At 70.4% G+C, this 16,544-nt stretch carries 17 protein-coding genes; 10 read left to right on the top strand and 7 right to left on the bottom strand.

Translation table 11 applies throughout. The features are described from left to right. Positions 1-30 precede the first annotated feature (30 nt). A complete protein-coding gene (locus tag ACSMFO_RS33570; RefSeq protein ID WP_436461786.1) occupies positions 31-1,581 on the top strand; it encodes an MDR family MFS transporter in 1,551 nt (516 codons plus the stop codon). Then, positions 1,578-2,039, top strand: coding sequence for a universal stress protein (locus ACSMFO_RS33565; protein ID WP_360130109.1), 462 nt, complete (start codon positions 1,578-1,580; stop codon positions 2,037-2,039). The genes ACSMFO_RS33570 and ACSMFO_RS33565 overlap by 4 nt, the downstream gene beginning before the upstream one ends. On the opposite strand, the gene ACSMFO_RS33560 is transcribed toward ACSMFO_RS33565, so the two are convergent. Further along, complete coding sequence (locus ACSMFO_RS33560) at positions 1,953-2,921, bottom strand: DMT family transporter (protein WP_436461785.1); 969 nt, start codon at positions 2,919-2,921, stop codon at positions 1,953-1,955. The genes ACSMFO_RS33565 and ACSMFO_RS33560 overlap by 87 nt on opposite strands. Before the next feature lie 72 nt (positions 2,922-2,993). Between ACSMFO_RS33560 and ACSMFO_RS33555 the strand changes: the two genes are divergently transcribed. Next, positions 2,994-3,908: a LysR family transcriptional regulator gene (locus tag ACSMFO_RS33555; RefSeq protein WP_436461784.1), complete on the top strand. Its 915-nt coding sequence runs from the start codon at positions 2,994-2,996 to the stop codon at positions 3,906-3,908. 307 nt (positions 3,909-4,215) lie between these two features. On the opposite strand, the gene ACSMFO_RS33550 is transcribed toward ACSMFO_RS33555, so the two are convergent. Further along, on the bottom strand, positions 4,216-5,373 hold the full coding sequence (locus tag ACSMFO_RS33550) for a serine hydrolase domain-containing protein (RefSeq protein WP_436461783.1): 1,158 nt from the start codon (positions 5,371-5,373) through the stop codon (positions 4,216-4,218). Between the two features lie 94 nt (positions 5,374-5,467). Then, positions 5,468-5,827 (bottom strand): nitroreductase/quinone reductase family protein, encoded by a 360-nt coding sequence (locus ACSMFO_RS33545; RefSeq protein WP_038510988.1) that lies wholly within the window; start codon positions 5,825-5,827, stop codon positions 5,468-5,470. Positions 5,828-5,889: 62 nt separating this feature from the next. On the opposite strand from ACSMFO_RS33545, the gene ACSMFO_RS33540 reads away from it, so the two are divergent. Then, positions 5,890-6,531: a TetR/AcrR family transcriptional regulator gene (locus tag ACSMFO_RS33540; RefSeq protein ID WP_436461782.1), complete on the top strand. Its 642-nt coding sequence runs from the start codon at positions 5,890-5,892 to the stop codon at positions 6,529-6,531. Between the two features lies 1 nt (position 6,532). On the opposite strand, the gene ACSMFO_RS33535 is transcribed toward ACSMFO_RS33540, so the two are convergent. Next, a complete protein-coding gene (locus ACSMFO_RS33535; protein ID WP_436461781.1) occupies positions 6,533-7,168 on the bottom strand; it encodes a TetR/AcrR family transcriptional regulator in 636 nt (211 codons plus the stop codon). A 79-nt stretch (positions 7,169-7,247) separates the two neighbouring features. Between ACSMFO_RS33535 and ACSMFO_RS33530 the strand changes: the two genes are divergently transcribed. From ACSMFO_RS33530 to ACSMFO_RS33515, 4 genes are all read left to right on the top strand, one after another. After that, positions 7,248-8,204: a zinc-binding dehydrogenase gene (locus ACSMFO_RS33530; protein ID WP_436461780.1), complete on the top strand. Its 957-nt coding sequence runs from the start codon at positions 7,248-7,250 to the stop codon at positions 8,202-8,204. Positions 8,205-8,287: 83 nt separating this feature from the next. After that, complete coding sequence (locus ACSMFO_RS33525; RefSeq protein WP_436461779.1) at positions 8,288-9,349, top strand: hypothetical protein; 1,062 nt, start codon at positions 8,288-8,290, stop codon at positions 9,347-9,349. 46 nt (positions 9,350-9,395) lie between these two features. Further along, on the top strand, positions 9,396-10,979 hold the full coding sequence (locus ACSMFO_RS33520) for a phytoene desaturase family protein (RefSeq protein ID WP_436461778.1): 1,584 nt from the start codon (positions 9,396-9,398) through the stop codon (positions 10,977-10,979). 11 nt (positions 10,980-10,990) lie between these two features. After that, a complete protein-coding gene (locus tag ACSMFO_RS33515; RefSeq protein ID WP_436461777.1) occupies positions 10,991-12,043 on the top strand; it encodes an NAD-dependent epimerase/dehydratase family protein in 1,053 nt (350 codons plus the stop codon). Positions 12,044-12,203: 160 nt separating this feature from the next. Here ACSMFO_RS33515 and ACSMFO_RS33510 read toward each other — a convergent pair whose 3' ends face one another. Together ACSMFO_RS33510 and ACSMFO_RS33505 are read right to left on the bottom strand one after the other, a co-directional pair. Then, complete coding sequence (locus ACSMFO_RS33510) at positions 12,204-12,647, bottom strand: SRPBCC family protein (RefSeq protein ID WP_436461776.1); 444 nt, start codon at positions 12,645-12,647, stop codon at positions 12,204-12,206. An 82-nt stretch (positions 12,648-12,729) separates the two neighbouring features. Further along, positions 12,730-13,779: a tartrate dehydrogenase gene (locus ACSMFO_RS33505; protein ID WP_436461775.1), complete on the bottom strand. Its 1,050-nt coding sequence runs from the start codon at positions 13,777-13,779 to the stop codon at positions 12,730-12,732. Between the two features lie 177 nt (positions 13,780-13,956). On the opposite strand from ACSMFO_RS33505, the gene ACSMFO_RS33500 reads away from it, so the two are divergent. Together ACSMFO_RS33500 and ACSMFO_RS33495 are read left to right on the top strand one after the other, a co-directional pair. Continuing rightward, complete coding sequence (locus tag ACSMFO_RS33500) at positions 13,957-14,868, top strand: ABC transporter ATP-binding protein (protein ID WP_436461774.1); 912 nt, start codon at positions 13,957-13,959, stop codon at positions 14,866-14,868. Further along, positions 14,865-15,623: an ABC transporter permease gene (locus ACSMFO_RS33495; RefSeq protein WP_436461773.1), complete on the top strand. Its 759-nt coding sequence runs from the start codon at positions 14,865-14,867 to the stop codon at positions 15,621-15,623. The genes ACSMFO_RS33500 and ACSMFO_RS33495 overlap by 4 nt, the downstream gene beginning before the upstream one ends. Before the next feature lies 1 nt (position 15,624). Here the strand turns inward: ACSMFO_RS33495 and ACSMFO_RS33490 are convergent, their stop codons facing one another. Then, entirely contained in the window at positions 15,625-16,500 is an 876-nt protein-coding gene (locus ACSMFO_RS33490; RefSeq protein ID WP_436461772.1) for a LysR family transcriptional regulator, read from the bottom strand. Positions 16,501-16,544 lie beyond the last annotated feature (44 nt).

Genomic DNA, 16,544 nt, shown 5'->3' with positions numbered 1-16,544 from the left:
TGAGCAACAACCGCCGCTCGAAAGGACGCCATGAAGACCGAGGCACCGTCAGGGGCGATGGGACACCGGCAGGTGCTCGAATCGCTGTCCGGCCTGCTGCTCGCGCTGCTCGTGGCGATGATCAGCTCGACGGTCGTGTCGACCGCCCTGCCGCTGATCATCGGCTCGCTGAACGGCACGCAGACGCAGTACACGTGGGTGGTCACGGCCACTCTGCTGGCGGCGACGGCCACCACACCCATCTGGGGCAAACTCGCCGACCTGTTCAACAAGAAGACGCTGGTGCAGATCGCGATCGTGATCTTCGTGATCGGCTCGACGATCAGCGGATTCAGCCAGAACACCGGGCAGCTGATCGCCGCCCGCGCGTTCCAGGGCATCGGCGTCGGCGGCCTGCAGGCGTTGGTCCAGGTCGTGATCGCGGCGATCATCCCGCCGCGGGAACGCGGCCGCTACAACGGCTACCTCGGCGCGGTCATGGCGGTCGCCACGGTAGGCGGGCCGCTGCTCGGTGGTCTGATCGTGGACGTGCCGTGGCTCGGCTGGCGCTGGTGCTTCTTCGTCGGCGTGCCGATCGCGGTGGCGGCGTTCATCGTGCTGCAGCGGACCCTGAAACTGGAGACCGTGCGCCGGGAGAACGTCCAGGTCGACTACCTCGGCGCCGGGCTCATCGCCGCGGGCGTGAGTGTGCTGCTGATCTGGGTCTCGTTCGTGGGCAACGGCTTCGACTGGCTGTCCTGGCAGACGGCCCTCATGGTGGCGGGCGGCGTCGTGCTCCTCGTCCTCGCCGTGCTGGTGGAACGGAAGGTCCGCGAACCCGTCGTCCCGCTGCACATCATCACTCAGCGCACCCCTGCCCTGGCGATCGTCGCGAGCCTCGCGGTCGGGATGGCGATGTTCGGCGGTGCGGTGTTCCTCGGCCAGTACTTCCAGATCGGCCGCGGCTACTCCCCCACCGAAGCCGGTTTGCTGACCATCCCGCTGATGGGCGGCGTGCTCGTCGCCTCGACCGTGTCCGGTCGCCTGATCAGCCGCACCGGACGGATGAAGCCGTACATCGTGGCGGGCACGATCACCCTGGTGATCGGTTTCCTCGGGCTGGGCACCGTCGACCACGCCTCGCCGCTGTGGCTGGTGGGCATCGCGATGGCGGTGGTCGGCATCGGGGTCGGCATGACGATGCAGAACCTCGTCCTCGCCGTGCAGAACACCGTGCCGCTGCGGGATCTGGGCGCGGCCAGCGCGTCGGTCACGTTCTTCCGGTCGCTCGGCGGCACCATCGGCGTCTCGGTGCTGGGCGCGGTACTCGCGAACCGGGTCACCGCCGACCTGTCCACCGCGCTGCACGTGCCGGCGGGGAGTGCGTCGACGGGCAGCGTCAGCGCGCTGAACCTCAAGGCGCTGCCGCCGGAGGTCCAGACGATCGTGCACACCGTGTACGGCGACGCGACCGCGCACATCTTCCTGATCTCCGCGGCGGTGGGCGTCGTGGGCGTGATCGCGGCTCTGCTGCTCAAGCCGCTCACCCTGCGCACCACGCTCGACGTGGAGACGGAGCCGGAAGTCCCGGTCGCGCGATGAACGGGGCCTTCGAGTCCACTGTGGAGCGTTTCGGCCCGCCCCGGCACCACACGGGGCGGGCCATCCTGGCCGGGGTGGACGGCTCCGACACGGCGATGCGGGCGGCCGCCTTCGCCTTCGGCATGGCCCGGCGCGAGGGCGGCAGGCTGATCGTCGCCTTCGTCTGCCGTCCGACACTCGGCCCCGCGGTCGCGGCGACGGTGGAACTCGACACGGCGACGCGGCTCTACGAAGAGATCCGCGAGCAGATCCGCACGGCGGCCGAAGAGCTGGAAGTGCCGGTCAGCTTCCTGAGGACCTTCGGGGATCCGTACACCGCGCTGCGCGACACCGCCGACCGCAGCCTGGTCGACACCGTCGTGGTCGGCGCCTCACAGCAGGCCGGACACCGGTTCGCGGGGTCGGTCGCGACCAAGCTCATCCGGACCGGGCACTGGCCGGTGCTGGTCGTTCCCTGACGACCGGCCGCCGAGGAACGACACGGCCCCCACCGCGGCGACGACGAGCGCGCAACCCGCCAGCTGCAGCGGTGTCGGCCACTGGCCGAGCAGCGCGGCCCCGAACAGGATCGCGGCGGCGGGCTGCAGCATCAGCACGGCGGACCCGCCGCTCGCGGGCAGGGCGGACAGCGCGCGCCCGATCAGGAGCCAGCCGAGCACCTGCCCGGTCACGGCCAGCACGAACAGCCACAGCAAGGCCGAAACGGGCGGGGTGACGTCGAGGTTCCCGGCGAGCAGGCCCGAGAGGCCGCCCACACTCGCCGAAGCCGCGGTCGCGGTGGCGAGCATGGTCGTGCGGCCGCCGCCGTCGGTTCCGGCGCGGCGCAACAGGATCAGGTACCCGGCGTAGGCCACGCCCGCCAGCACCGCCATGACGGTGCCGTACCAGGGATCGCTGCCCGCGGTGCCGCCGTCCGCCAGTCCCCCGGCCAGCGCCGTCCCGGCCAGCATCACCGGGATGGACAGCCAGAACGCCCGCGGCGGTCGTTCGCCGAACCACAGCAACCCGGCCAGCGGGACGAGGACCACCTGGACGTTGACCAGCGCCGTGGCGACGCCGGCTCCGACGGAGAGGATGGCCTCGCTCCAGAGCACCATGTCGATCCCGAGCAGGACACCGGCCAGCACATGCCGGCGTCGCGCGACCGGGGACGGACGCCGTCCTCGCTCACGGGAGCGCGCCAGGATCACCAGGATCGGCAACGCGAACAGGCAGCGGAAGAACGTCGCCGTCGTCGAGCTGACGCCGGACAGCGCGACGAGCGGGGCGGACAGGGCGATCGCGAGGGCTCCGAGCACTCCTTGTACCCGCGGATCGATGAGGAATCGGTTGTGCCGCATGTCTTCGATTCGATCGCACGACGACCGAGAGGACCAGCGAGATCCTCTTACCCCGAGGGTTAAGCTCGGCTAATGAGTGGCGATCTGTCCAATGTGGAACGGCTGCGGATGCTGCACGCGGTGTGGCGGCGGGGATCGCTCGCCGCGGCGGCCGAGCTGCTGCACGTGACGCCGTCGGCGATCTCCCAGCAGCTGACCAAACTGGAACGGGAGGCTGGCACCGGGCTGCTCGTGCGGCACGGGCGCGGCGTGCGGCTCACCCCGGCGGGGCTGCTGCTGGCGCAGCGCTCGGACCGGGTGCTCGCCGAACTCCGCGCCGCCCGCGCCGATCTGGACTCCCTGACCGGCGAGACGACCGGCGTCGTCGAGATCGGCGCGATTCCCTCGGGCGTGCACACGTTCATCACGCCCGCGCTCACCGGGCTCGCCGTCCGCCACCCCGGCATCGAGGCGCGGCTGCACGAGGTCGAACCCGAGGTGGCCCTACCCGCGCTGGCCGACGGCGTCTTCGACGTCGTGGTCGTCGAAAGCTGGGAGAACCTGCCGCTCACCCGGCCGCCCGCCACCCGCTGGACCGAACTGCGCGACGACTCGGCGATGATCGTGCTCCCGGGCGGGCATCCGCTGGCCGAGGCGGATTCGGTGCGCGCCGACGAACTCGCGGAGGAGATCTGGGTCGCGTGGGCGCGACCGACCCTGGCGAACGCCTGGATCCGCCAGACCCTGCGCGAACGCGGGATCGAGCCGATCGTGCGGCATACGGTCAGCGGATTCGGCACGCAGTTCGCCGTCGTCGCCGGCCTGGGCGCGGTCACGCTGGTGCCGAGTATGGCCACCACGATCGCGCCGCCGACCGTGGTGTGCGCCCCGCTCGAACCGGCCCTGCACCGGCAGCTGTACGCCGTGCAGCCGCAAGGGGAAACGCGGCCCGCCGTCGCGGAATGCGTCGAGGCGCTGGTGGAGGCCGCGAGATCTTGGGGCTCGTGAGTGGCCTGACAGGGGTTGCGAAAGTGGCTTTCGCAACGTCGGCCGTGGCCGGGTCCGGTACCGCACTGGCGATCATGTAGCGAAAGCCACTTTCGCGACGTCTGATGTCCCGAAAGTGGCTTTCGCGACACACCACCAGAACCTTCACGGACCAAGACACCCTTGGTTATCGAGGGGTAAGTCAAAGGTGGCATGGTCACGGGCGGGCCATGGTGGGGTGAAGGTTCCCTTCGCCGCGTCTAATGCGGCGAAGGGAGCCTTCACCCCGGTCACTCACCCGCGCCGACCACGCCACTCACGAGGCGGATCAGGCGCGGCCGCAGAGGGCGTGGTCGATCACCGGCTCGACCGGATGCACCTCCGGCAACGGGGCGCCGGGGATATACGGCGTGAGGGTGTTCAGCGAGACCATCACGCTGCGCTTGCCGTCCTCGGTCACGCCGTTCCCCGTCAGATAGCCGGGCAGCGCGCCGCCGTGGCCCCAGTAGGCGCCGCAGGAGCTGGTCGTCTTCTGGAGGCCGAGACCGTACTCGCCGAGCCCCGGCGCGGGCACGGTCTTCTTCATTTCGGCCAGCAGCGCGGGTTTGAGCACCTTGCCGCCCAGCAGCGCCCGCAGGAACTTGTTGCCGTCCTCGGTGGTGCTGTTGATCGAACCGTCCGCTCCCCCGCCCATCGACGGGTTCATCAGCGTCACGTCCACCCGCCGTCCGAGCAGCGGCGGGTTCGAACCCTCGACGACGAACCGGTCGTAGCCGCGCGCGTGCGGCGCGGGGATGAACGGCGACGTATGGGGCAGGGTGGTCTCGCGCAGGTCCAGCGGGCGGACGATCCGGTCGATGATCGCCCGCCGCCAGTCCTGGCCGGTCACCTTCTCGGTCACCAGCCCGGCGAGCACGTAGTTGGTGTTGGAGTAACCCCAGCTCGTCCCCGGCGCGAACTCCGGCGGCTTGCCGACCGCCAGTTTCACCGCCTCCGTCGCGCTGAGCTCGTCGAACCGGTGACGCAGGAAGCCCTTCTCGGTGAAGAGGTCGAGTTCCGCCATGTAGTCGTGCAGGCCGCTGGTGTGCTGCAGCAACTGCCGGATGGTGATGGCCTTGCCGTCGTTGCCGTTCCCGCTCACCACCCCCGGCAGCCACCGGTCCACGGTGTCCTCAAGGGAAAGCCGTCCCTCACCGACGAGCTGGAGCATCGTCGCGGACAGGAAGGTCTTGCTGAAACTGGCGATCCGGAAGTGGCCGTTCCACGGCATCGGGGTCCTGGTCCGCAGATCGCCGTGGCCGCTGCGCACCTTGAAGCTTCCCCTGTCCGTGCTCACCTCCATGAGCACGCCGGGCGAGCCGTTCGCCACGAGCGTGTCGGCGTCGCGCTGCAGTGTCCGGTGCAGGGGTGGCGCCGCGGACGCGACGGCCGGGGAAACGAGCGTTGCCGCGCAGAGTACGGCGATGACCACTGAAGTGCGTTTCATACCGGCAAAACTACGAAGCCGCGGGCATACCGGGCATCGGCTTGGAGGACGATGTCGCCTCCCTCCCTGGTACTAATGGAGCACAGGGATCTCCTCAGGGTTTCAGGTCCATCCGGAGGAACGTGGTGACGCGGAGGAGTTTCGGCGGACGCGTCACGCCGTCGGGGAACTCGTCCGGTCCGACGAGCCGGGGTCTGGTGAGGGCCACTTCCCGTCCATCGATCCGAAGCCGCGCCTCCCGTGCCGCCAAGATGTTGCGCACCCAGTCCGCGTCCGGGCCGTACACCGGGACGAACAGATAGCCGCCGTCGACGGGATGCGCGTCGAGCGGCGTGTGGTGGGTCTTTCCCGACGTGCGGCCGACGTGGATCAGCACCGGGTACTTCCCGCCGGCGATCGCGCGGGGGTTGAAGACCCGTTTGTTGACGTGTCCCCACCATCTCGGCATCGGCATCGTGCTCTCCTCTCGATGACCTTACACCCGTAAGGCTGGCTTACGCCTGTAAGGTTGTCAACGTGCCGCCTCGCCGATCACTGACCAGGGAACGCGTACTGGAAGCCGCGATCGAAGTCGCCGACCGCGGCGGCGTGGAGGCGATGACGATGCGTCGCGTCGCGCGGCATCTCGGCGTCGAGGCCATGTCGCTGTACCACCACGTGCCGAACAAGGACGCGATCCTCGACGGCGTCGTCGACGCCGTGTTCGCCGCGATCGAACTGCCCGGCGCCGAAACCGCCGATTGGCGGGAGGCGATCCGCGTACGCGCTTCGTCCGCACGCGCGGTGCTGTCGCGGCACAGCTGGGCACTCGGCCTCGTGGACTCCCGCCGGAATCCGGGGCCGGCGACCCTGCGCCACCACGACGCCGTCTTGGGCGTGCTTCGGCGGGCGGGATTCACGCTTCCCATGGCGGTGCACGCGGTCTCGCTCATCGACAGCTACATCGGCGGTTTCGTCCTGCAGGAGGCGAATCTCCCGGCGAGCGGGGAGGTCGCGGAAGTCGCGGACGACATCCTGGAACATCTGCCACCGGGCGAATTCCCTTATCTGGCCGAGGTGATCACCGGCCACGCCCAGCGTCCGGGCTACGACCACACGAGCGAATTCGACTACGGGCTCGACCTCATCCTGGAAGGTCTCGAAGCCCGCCGGAAATGACTCAGCGCGTCAAGCCCGGCAACACCAGGACGAGCCGCGCCACCGGCGGCAGCGGCGACGGCTCCGGCACGGCCCGGAAGGCCTGGATCACGAGCGCGGCGAACCGCCGGGACGCCGCGACCTGCGCGGCCGCCGAAGCGGCCTGGATCCCGTTGTTGGCCATGAGCATGAGGATCAGGTCGTCGAGGACGAAGTCGGGCCGCAGTCTTCCGGCGTCCTTGGCCCGGCCTGCCAGCTCGGCGATCGCCTTGAGCGCGTGGTCGCGGTCCGCGGTGAAATCCACCGCCTTGGGGAAGGCCGAGACGAAGGCGGCCGTGAAACCCCGGTCGCGCGAGTGCAACTCGCAGATCTTCTCGATCACGAAACAGAAGCCACGCCACGGATCCGGGTCGGCGAGCCCGTCGTCCACGACGACCTGACAGGCGCGCATCTGGTCGGCGAAGGCCTCCGCCGCCAGGATCTCCTTGGTCGGGAAATGGCGGTACAGCGTGGCGGGGCCGACTTCGGCGCGGCGCGCGACCTCCCTCAGCGGCACGTTCAGGCCTTCGGTGGCGAACAGCGCGCGAGCCGCTTCGAGAATGCGTTCGCGGTTGTCCAGGGCGTCGGAGCGAGGGATCCGAGGCAAACGATCGGTCACCACTCTCACTTTAGCCAAAACGGACGGGGGCGTCCGTTAACGTCCGCCGCGGCAGTGATCGACGACCAGGAGACGAAAAATGCGCGCAGTCGAGATCCGGACGTTCGGCGCCCCCGAGGGCCTCGCCGTGATCGACCTCCCCTCCCCCGTCCCCGCCGAGGGGGAAGTGCTGATCGGCGTGGAAGCGATCGGCGTCGGCGGCGTCGACACCGTGATCCGGAGCGGCGCCCTCGCCGGTTTCGGTTTCCGGGAAGGGCACATCCCCGGCAACGAGGTCGCGGGCACCGTGACCGCGGTCGGTGACGGCGTCGATCCGGCCTGGGCCGGGCGGCGCGTCTGGGCGTTCACCGGCGAAAGCGGTGGCTACGTCGAACAGGTCTCCATCCCGGCCGAGAAGGTCGTGCCCCTGCCCGACAACCTGCCCGCCGCCGACGCGGTGGCGCTCGGCACCTCCGGCATGGTGGCCCGGTTCGCGCTCGCCCACGCCCATTTCGCGGCGGGCGAATCGGTGCTGGTGCGCGGGGCGGCAGGCAGCATCGGGATCATGGCCGTGCAGCTCGCCGCGAGCGGTGGCGCGAGCGCCGTGGCGGTGACGACGTCCTCGTCCGAACGCGGCGACCGCCTGCGCGAGCTCGGCGCGACCCACGTCCTCGACCGCTCCGGCGCGGGCGACGGCCCGGCGGGTTACGACGTGATCATCGACATCGTGTCCGGTGTGGACATGCCGTCCTTCTTCGACAGGCTGAATCCGAACGGCCGCCTGGTCGCCGTCGGCGTGGTCGCGGGAATGCCGCCGTCGGACTTCGGCGCGAAACTGATGGCGTCGTTCCGGAAGTCCTTGTCGTTCGCCGCCTTCAGTGCGGACTCGATCCCCGAGCCGGATCGGCGCGCGGCGAGCGCGGACCAGTTCGCCGCGGCGGCGCGCGGTGAACTGCGTTCCGTGGTGCACGAGCTGCTGCCACTGGAGAAAGCCGTTCTGGCGCACCGGAAGATGGACGACGGCGAGGTGTTCGGCAGGATCGTGCTGACTCCGTAGACAGGTCCATTGTGGAGCGCCCTTGTCACCCGGTCAGTGCAAGTTTCCCCATGGCGTGCGCTCTCGCACTAGGCTGCCCACTCGTGCCCGATCCGATGCCCGAGGGACCCGGCTTCACGGCGGTCGATCTGCGGCCGCTCTCCGATGGCGAGGGCACCGGCGCGTACTGCGTGAACGACGCGGGGATGATCGTGGGCGAGTCGGGTTCGTGGCCGGTGCGGTGGGACGGAGACGGTGCCCCCACCCCTTTCCCGATCCTCGACGGCTGTTCCGGTGGCCGCGCGATCAGCGTCAACGCCGCGGGACTCGTGGTGGGCTCGCTCTACGTCGGCGAGCACCTCCGGCCGGTGTGCTGGCGGCCCGACGGCCGGGTGCGCGCGCTCGAACTCCCCGACGGCGCGGTCTCCGGTACGGCGTGCCGGGTGAACGCACGCGGATCGGTGCTGGGCAACGTGATGTGGCCGGGCTACCGCTGGCGGGCGCTGCGCTGGGGACCCGGCGGTGAGGCCGTCGAACTCGCCGCCCTTCCCGGCGACGGCGAGACACAAGGCCACGACCTGAACGGACTGGACGAGGTCGTCGGCTCGGCCAAGAACGGCACGGGCACCCGGACCGCGGTGCGCTGGACGTCCGAGGGAAAGATCAGCAAACTGCCTCCGCCACGCCGCGCGACGGCATGCGGGATCACGGACTCCGGCGCCATCCTCGGCGACGGGGTCGTGTGGAACCGCGACGGCGGCACCGTCCTCCTGACCGGTGACCCGGAGTTCTCCGCGGGGCAGCTCGTCCGGATCACCGGGCGCGGTGTCGCGATCGGCTGGGGCGTGACCCCGGACCGGCGCGGCACCTGCGCGCGCTGGGATCCCGACGGACGCCCCACCGTGCTCCGGCCCTTGCCGTCGGATGACGCCACCACGTGTTTCGACATCGACGACGCCGGGACGGTCGTCGGCGAATCCGCCGGCCGGGGCACGGTGCGGCCGGTCCGGTGGGACGCGGGCGCGACACCGCTCCCGCTTCCGTCGCCTGCCGGGCTCACGGCGATCGTGGCCCAGCACATCAACGCGAGCGGGACCGTCATCATCGGCTACGGCTTCGCCGCGGACAGCTCCACCTATCGCGGGATCGCCTGGTTCCGTTCGTGATGGCCCTTCAGGGATTGAACCCGCGCGTCCGGGGTATGCCCTGATCATGGAAGTCGACGCCGTCGTGGTCGGGTCGGGGCCGAACGGCCTGGTCGCGGCCAACCTGCTGGCCGACGCGGGCTGGGAGACGCTGGTCATCGAGGCGACGCCGAAGCCCGGCGGCGCGGTGCGGACCGAAGAACTCACCGCGCCGGGTTTCCGGAACGACGTCTACAGCGCCTTCTACCCGCTCGGAGCGACCTCACCGGTGCTCGCCGGGCTGGGCCTCGAGGAGCACGGCCTGCGCTGGCGGCACGCCCCGGCGGTGCTGGCGCATGTGCTGCCCGACGACCGGTACGTCCTGCAGTCCCGCGACCTCGAACGCACCGCGCGTTCCGTCGCGGAGTTCGACGAACGGGACGCGGACAACCTGCGGGCCGAACACGCGAGCTGGCGGCGTCTGCGCGAGCCACTGCTGGACGCGATCGTGCGGCCCTTTCCGCCGGTGCGGTCGGGAGCGCGGCTGTTCAAGACGCTCGGCACCGCGGAGTCGCTCCGGCTGGCGAGGATGCTGACACTGACCGCTCGCGGGCTCGGCAAGGAGAAATTCGACGGTGCGGGCGCCCGGCTGCTGCTCGCGGGCAACGCGATGCACACCGATCTCGGCCCGGACCAGGCCGGGAGCGGTGTCTTCGGCTGGCTGCTGACCATGCTCGGCCAGGACGTCGGGTTCCCGGTCCCGGAGGGCGGGGCCGGACGGCTGACCGACGCGCTGGTGAACCGCCTGACCGCCAAGGGCGGCGAGATCGTCTGCGGCACTCCGGTCACCGAAGTGATGCTCTCGGGCGGCCGGGCGGTGGGTGTCCGTGACGCGGCCGGGCGGACGGTTCGTGCCCGCCGGGCCGTGCTCGCCGACGTCCCCGCTCCGGTGCTGTACCGGGACCTCGTCGGTGCCTGGCATCTGCCCGCGCGGCTGGTGTCCGATCTGGACCGGTTCGTCTGGGACGACGCCACGATCAAGGTGGACTGGGCGTTGTCCTCACCCATCCCTTGGAGCGCAGCCGAAGTCGGGCAGGCGGGGACCGTCCACATCGGAGCGGATCTCGACGGGCTCGCCGGCATCGCCAACGATCTCGCCTGCGGGCGGGTGCCCCGCGACCCCTTCCTGCTGCTCGGGCAGATGACCACCGCCGACCCGACCCGCTCCCCCGCCGGAACCGAATCGGCCTGGGCCTACACCCATGTGCCGAGGGGCGAATCCTGGCCGGATTCCCGGTTGCGGCGCCATGCCGACCGGATGGAAGAGGTCATCGAGAGGCATGCGCCCGGCTTCCGCGACCTGATCGCCGGCCGCGCGATCGCCGGGCCCGCCCAGCTGCAGAAAGGAAACCACAGCCTGGTGGAAGGTTCGATCAACGCCGGGACCGCGGCGATCCAGCAACAGCTCTTCTTCCGGCCCGTTCCCGGTCTCGGCCGGGCAGACACCCCGATCGACCGGCTCTTCCTGGCGTCCGCGTCGGCGCATCCCGGCGGGGCGGTGCACGGCGCGCCCGGGTCGAACGCCGCCAGGGCCGCCCTCGCCAGGGATGGCTGGGCCGGTTCCGTCTACCGGGCGACGGTGCGTGCCGCGCACCGCGCCGTCTACCGATGAGGACGCCGCGGATGAAGATCGTCGTCACCGGCGCGAGCGGGAACATCGGGACCGCCTTGCTCCGGGCGCTGAAAGGCCACGACGTGATCGGGGTGGCACGCCACCGGCCCGATACGACCGCCGCGCCCTATTCGTCGGCCCGCTGGGTCCAGCAGGACGTCGGCGCGAACGACGCTGGGGAGACACTGACCGAGGTCTTCGACGGCGCGGATGCTGTCGTGCACCTCGCCTGGGCGATCCACCCGCGCGCGGACGATCCGGCGATGCGCCGCACCAACGTCGCGGGCAGCGCGAACGTCCTGCGCGCGGCCGCCGACGCCGGCGTGGAGCACATCGTGTGCGCGTCCTCGGTCGCCGCCTACATCCCGGCCGCCCGCTGGCGCGAGGTCGACGAGGACTGGCCCTGCGGCGGGCTCGCCGAAAGTGCTTACAGCGCAGGAAAAGCGGCTTTCGAGACGCAGCTGGACGAGTTCTGCCGTCATTACCCGGACATCGGAGTGGCACGGATCCGCCCGTGCGGCATCGTGCAGCCGGACGCGGCGGCCGAGTTCTCCGCATGGCTCCTCAGCCCGCTGGCGCCGCCATTGCCGCTCGGCGGCGACTGGCTCCCGGTGCCCTTGTGGCCGGGACTGCGGATGCAGGTGGTGCACTCCGACGATGTGGCGCAAGCGATCCGGGCGATCCTCGACCGCCGCGCCACCGGGGCGTTCAACCTCGCCGGTGAGCCGGTGCTGAGAAGCCGCGACCTCGCCAAGCTGGCAGGCGGGGTCCGGATTCCGGTACCGCTGAAGCTGCTGACCGCGCTGGCCTGGCCGAGCTGGCGGCTGGGTCTGCAACCCCTGCACCCGTCCTGGTTGCGCCTGGCCGATCGAGCGTCCCTTGTGGACACTCGACGCGCGCGGGAGGGACTCGGCTGGCGGCCGCGGCACGACCCGGCGGTGACGATCACCGATCTCCTCGCCGCCATCCGCGCCGGGCGCCGCGGCGACAGCCGCCCCCTCGACCCGCCGCGGGACCGGATCCGGCTCGGGCGGCCGAGCCATCAGGACCAGTCCGCCGGCTAGTGAAGTAGCGGTGGGGTGTTGCGAAAGCCACTTTCCCAACGTTCAACGTTGCGAAAGTGGCTTTCGCAACGGGCCCTGATGGGCGCATAGCCTGGGCACACGTCGCGAAAGCCACTTTCGCGACGTCTGACGTCCCGAAAGTGGCTTTCGCGACACGATCTCAGACCGCGGCGCGTCCCTTCACGAGATCCGCGAGACGCCGTAAGGATTCCCGGTTCCGCGGCACCAGGAAGAGCGCCTGCGCCGCCTCCGGCAACACCCGGCCCGGCCCGCGGGTCGCCTGCTCGGACATCAGGATCTCCGTGGTCCCCGGCTCGATTTCCCGGAGTTCCAATCGAATCCGGGCGGTACCGAACGGCCAGGCCCGCGCCTCGAGTTCGAGCAACCGAGGCGGATCGGCGACGTGCACCTTGGTGACGTCGTCAAGCAGGACGGGCCAGGACCCGACGCAGTGATGGATCCTCGTTCCCCGCGCGGGCCAGCCCTTGTCCACGTCTCGGATATGGGAGGCGCCCACCACCCAGGCCGCGTAGGTCCACCCGTCGGCGAGCACCTCGAACACGCGCTCGGGAGAAGTGTCTACCGTCATCTTCACGTCGACCATGAACCATCCCGCCCTGATACCGGTCCGCCCTGTCTCACCCGGGGCGAATACCCTGCGGCGGCAAGGGCAAACCCGTACGCGTTCAGCCCACCCGATCCAGCACCGCCTGCGTGTACCCGACGGTGTCGGCCGTCCCGCCGAGATCGACGGTGCTGACGCCGTCCGCCAGCGCGCCGAAAGCGGCGGCCAGCAGATCCTCTCCGGCTTCGGGATGTCCGAGGTGGTCGAGCATCATGGCCGCGGACCACAAGGCGCCCAACGGATTCGCCTTGCCCTGCCCCGCGATGTCGGGGGCGGAGCCATGCACCGGCTCGAACATCGACGGAAACTCCCGCTCCGGGTTGAGATTCGCCGCCGGAGCGACCCCGATGCTCCCGGCCACCGCGGCCGCCAGGTCGCTCAGGATGTCCCCGAAGAGGTTGGAACCGACGATCACGTCGAACCGTTCCGGTGCCAAGACCAGCTTCGCGGCGAGCGCGTCGATGTGCCCCTTCCCGGTGCGCACGTCCGGATGCCGCCCCGCCACCTCCTCCACCACTTCGTCCCAGAACGGCATCGTGTGGACGATCCCGTTGCTCTTCGTCGCCGAAGTCACGTGGTTGCGGCGGGTCTTGGCCAGTTCGCAGGCGTACTCGACGACGCGCGTGACCCCCTTGCGGGTGAACACCGCCTCCTGCACGGCCAGTTCGTCTTCGGTGCCCCGGCCGAGCCGCCCGCCGATCTCGGAATACTCGCCTTCGACGTTCTCGCGGACCACGACGAGGTCGACGTCCCCGGCGCCGCGCAACGGGCTCGGCACCCCGTCGAGCACCTTGACCGGCCGCAGGTTGACGTACTGCCGGAAACCGCGCCGGATGGGGATCAGCAGCCCCCACAGCGACACGTGGTCCGGCACCCCCGGCCACCCGACCGCGCCCAGCAGGATGGCGTCGTGCCGCCGGATCCGGTCGAGCCCGTCGGACGGCATCATCGCGCCCTCGGCGAGGTAGCGCTCGCAGGACCAGTCGAAGGAGTCGTAACGGAATTCGATCCCGTGCCGTTTGCCGACGGCGGCGAGCACCGCCTGGGCGGGCGGCAGCACTTCGGCGCCGATGCCGTCGCCGGGGATGAGCGCGATGCGGTAACTGGTCATGGGTCCAGTTGACGGTGAAGCGGGCCCGTGCGTCCAAGACTCAGTTGCTGCCGCGTTGAGAGGCTGCGCCTATCAGCCCCTGGTCGGACCGCACGCTCCGGTCAGACCGGGGGACGAGCACCGAACTGGGCCCTCGGTCCGATTCGCCGATCGCCTTGGCGGGCCAGCATTTCCGGCATGATCGAGCTCAGGGAATTGACCAAGCGCTACGGCCCGGCGGTCGCCGTCGACAACCTGTCGTTCCGGGTCGAACCCGGCCACGTGACCGGTTTCCTCGGCCCCAACGGGGCGGGCAAGTCCACCACCATGCGGGCCATTCTCGGCCTGGACGCTCCGACCTCCGGCGAGGCGTTGATCAACGGCAGGCGGTACGCCGCCATCGAGCGCCCTCTGCATCACGTCGGCGCGTTACTCGACGCGGCCGCCGTCCATGGCGGGCGCCGCGCCTTCGATCACCTGCACTGTCTGGCCCGCAGCAACGGAATCGGCAAGGCGAGGGTGGGGACGGTGCTGGACCGCGTCGGTCTCGCCTCTGTCGCGGGCAAACGGATCGGCGGTTTCTCGCTCGGCATGAGACAACGGCTCGGGATCGCCGCGGCCCTGCTCGGTGATCCCGGGATCCTCCTGTTCGACGAACCGGGCAACGGTCTCGATCCGGAAGGGATCCGGTGGATCCGCGACCTCATGCGCTCGCTGGCGGGCGAAGGCAGGACCGTCCTCGTCTCCAGCCACCTCATGAGCGAAATGGAACTCACCGCGGACCACATCGTCGTCATCGGCCGGGGCAGGCTGATCGCGGAAGCCTCGGTCCCCGAACTCGCCGAACGATTCCGGCGCGACGTGCTGGTGCGCACACCGGACGACGCCGAGCTGGCCAGGCTGCTGCGCACAGCGGGTGCGACCGTCACCCGCCAGACCGATGGAAGCCTTGCCGCACAAGGACTCGACGCGGCGGCGATCGGCGACATCGCCTTGCGACACCACATCGCCGTGCACGAGCTGACGCCGCGCAGCGACTCCCTCGAAGACGCCTACCTCAAGCTCACCGACGACAGCACCGAATACCGTGCGGGAAGGACGACCTCGTGATCGACATCATCGCCTCGGAGACCATCAAAGCGAGATCGATCCGCTCGACCTGCGCCCTGCTCGGCTTTTCGGTCGCGGCCGTTCTCGTCGGCGGCCTGATGGCCCTGATCTCCGCGGGCGCGTGGGACGCGGCCACCCCGGACGAGCGAGCGCATTTCGGCGGCCTCGGTGACGGAACCTCCGTCCTCACCGTCGTGCAACTGTGCTTGATGACGTTCGGCATCCTCACCGCGACGGCCGAGTACTCCACCGGGATGATCCGCACCAGCCTGGTCGCGGTCCCCGTCCGGCGGAAACTCCTACTGGGCAAGGTCATGGTCGTCGCCGCGACCAGCCTGATCACAGGCGAAGCGGTCGCCGTTGCGACCTTCTTCGTGAGCAGGCTGGTGATCGGCGACCGGCCGATCGGGTCCTTGACCTCCGTGGCCACCGGGCTTCCGGTGATACTGGCCGAAGGCCTGCTCATGATGGTCGTCGCCCTGATCGCGCTCGGTCTCGCCACGGTGATCAAGTCCACGGCGGGAACCTTGGTCGCCATGGCCGTCCTGCTCTTCGCGTTGCCCATGGCGCCGCAGATGCTGCTTCCCGCGCCATGGGACGACCGGATCACCGCGGTCCTGCCCTCGGAGCTGGCCGTCCAACTCAGCGGCACGGAAGCCCAGCTGTCTCCGCTCGGCGCACTCGTCGCGATGGCCGTGTGGGTGACGGCCGCGACCTACGCCGGATTGGCCGCCATCGGCAGACGAGACGCCTGATTCAGGCCGCGACAGCCAAGTCGAGGAACGCCGCCGCAGCAGGGCTCAGCCGCCCCGGCCGATGCACCAGCGACACCGCCAGCGAATCGGGACAGTCGAGCGCCCGGACGGACGCGCCCGCCGCTTTCGCCAGCGCGCGCCAGGAATCGCTGACCACCGCGATGCCGACTCCGGCGAGGACGAGCGGCAGAACGGCCTCCCGATGCTCCACTTCGACGGCGAACCGGCTGCCAGGCGCTTCACGAAGCACGGCGTCCGCCACGCGGCGCATCCCTGTGCCCTGCTGGCCCACGATGAGCGTGGCCCCGGCGAGTTCGGCGGGGCGGACCGGGTCCGTGGCGGGAAGCGCCGCCTCGTCGCGGGCCAGCAAGGCGAAGCGCTGCGTCTCCAGATGCGACGCCTCCAGGCCAGGCAGTTCCGCCGCCGGTGAGGCCGCGACCACGCCGAGTTCGACGTCGCCGGTCGTGAGCATCTTCCCGACGTCGGCCGGTGTGCTCGCCGCGCGGACGGAGATCCGCACCAGCGGGTTGGCCGCGGCGAAGGCGGCGATCAGGTCCGTGAGCGGGCTGACCGATTGCGACGGCATCGAGGCGATGACCAGTTCCCCGCCGAGGAGACCGTCGACGGCCTCGACCGTCGCCCTGGCGAGCTCCAGCCCGCGCATGACCTCCCGCGCGGGTGCCACGAGCGCGTGCCCCGCCGCGGTCAGCACCAGGCGACGACCGGTCCGGTGGAACAGGAGACTCCCGAGATCGCGCTCGAGCGTGCGCAAGGACTGGGAGACCGACGGTTGGGCGACGAAGAGCTGCTCAGCGGCCCGGTGGACGCTTCCGGCGTCGACGACGGCCAGGAAGTACTTCAGTTGACGGGCATCCATTCCGGCCTCCTCGCGGTCGATAGTCGAGGCCTATCAGCGTGCCA

The organism is Amycolatopsis sp. w19 (genome assembly GCF_051373225.1).
Classification (GTDB): Bacteria; Actinomycetota; Actinomycetes; order Mycobacteriales; family Pseudonocardiaceae; genus Amycolatopsis; species Amycolatopsis japonica.
This window is presented reverse-complemented; position numbering and strand designations above follow the sequence as displayed.

What these genes read in the sequence shown, in the direction of transcription:
- ACSMFO_RS33570 (WP_436461786.1), top strand. Translation starts at nt 31, where the DNA reads ATGAAGACCGAGGCACCGTCAGGGGCGATGGGACACCGGCAGGTGCTC.
- ACSMFO_RS33565 (WP_360130109.1), top strand. Translation starts at nt 1,578, where the DNA reads ATGAACGGGGCCTTCGAGTCCACTGTGGAGCGTTTCGGCCCGCCCCGG.
- ACSMFO_RS33530 (WP_436461780.1), top strand. Translation starts at nt 7,248, where the DNA reads ATGCGCGCAGTCGAGATCCGGACGTTCGGCGCCCCCGAGGGCCTCGCC.
- ACSMFO_RS33490 (WP_436461772.1), bottom strand. Translation starts at nt 16,500, where the DNA reads ATGGATGCCCGTCAACTGAAGTACTTCCTGGCCGTCGTCGACGCCGGA.
- ACSMFO_RS33515 (WP_436461777.1), top strand. Translation starts at nt 10,991, where the DNA reads ATGAAGATCGTCGTCACCGGCGCGAGCGGGAACATCGGGACCGCCTTG.
- ACSMFO_RS33520 (WP_436461778.1), top strand. Translation starts at nt 9,396, where the DNA reads ATGGAAGTCGACGCCGTCGTGGTCGGGTCGGGGCCGAACGGCCTGGTC.
- ACSMFO_RS33545 (WP_038510988.1), bottom strand. Translation starts at nt 5,827, where the DNA reads ATGCCGATGCCGAGATGGTGGGGACACGTCAACAAACGGGTCTTCAAC.
- ACSMFO_RS33560 (WP_436461785.1), bottom strand. Translation starts at nt 2,921, where the DNA reads ATGCGGCACAACCGATTCCTCATCGATCCGCGGGTACAAGGAGTGCTC.
- ACSMFO_RS33555 (WP_436461784.1), top strand. Translation starts at nt 2,994, where the DNA reads ATGAGTGGCGATCTGTCCAATGTGGAACGGCTGCGGATGCTGCACGCG.
- ACSMFO_RS33500 (WP_436461774.1), top strand. Translation starts at nt 13,957, where the DNA reads ATGATCGAGCTCAGGGAATTGACCAAGCGCTACGGCCCGGCGGTCGCC.
- ACSMFO_RS33550 (WP_436461783.1), bottom strand. Translation starts at nt 5,373, where the DNA reads ATGAAACGCACTTCAGTGGTCATCGCCGTACTCTGCGCGGCAACGCTC.
- ACSMFO_RS33505 (WP_436461775.1), bottom strand. Translation starts at nt 13,779, where the DNA reads ATGACCAGTTACCGCATCGCGCTCATCCCCGGCGACGGCATCGGCGCC.
- ACSMFO_RS33510 (WP_436461776.1), bottom strand. Translation starts at nt 12,647, where the DNA reads ATGGTCGACGTGAAGATGACGGTAGACACTTCTCCCGAGCGCGTGTTC.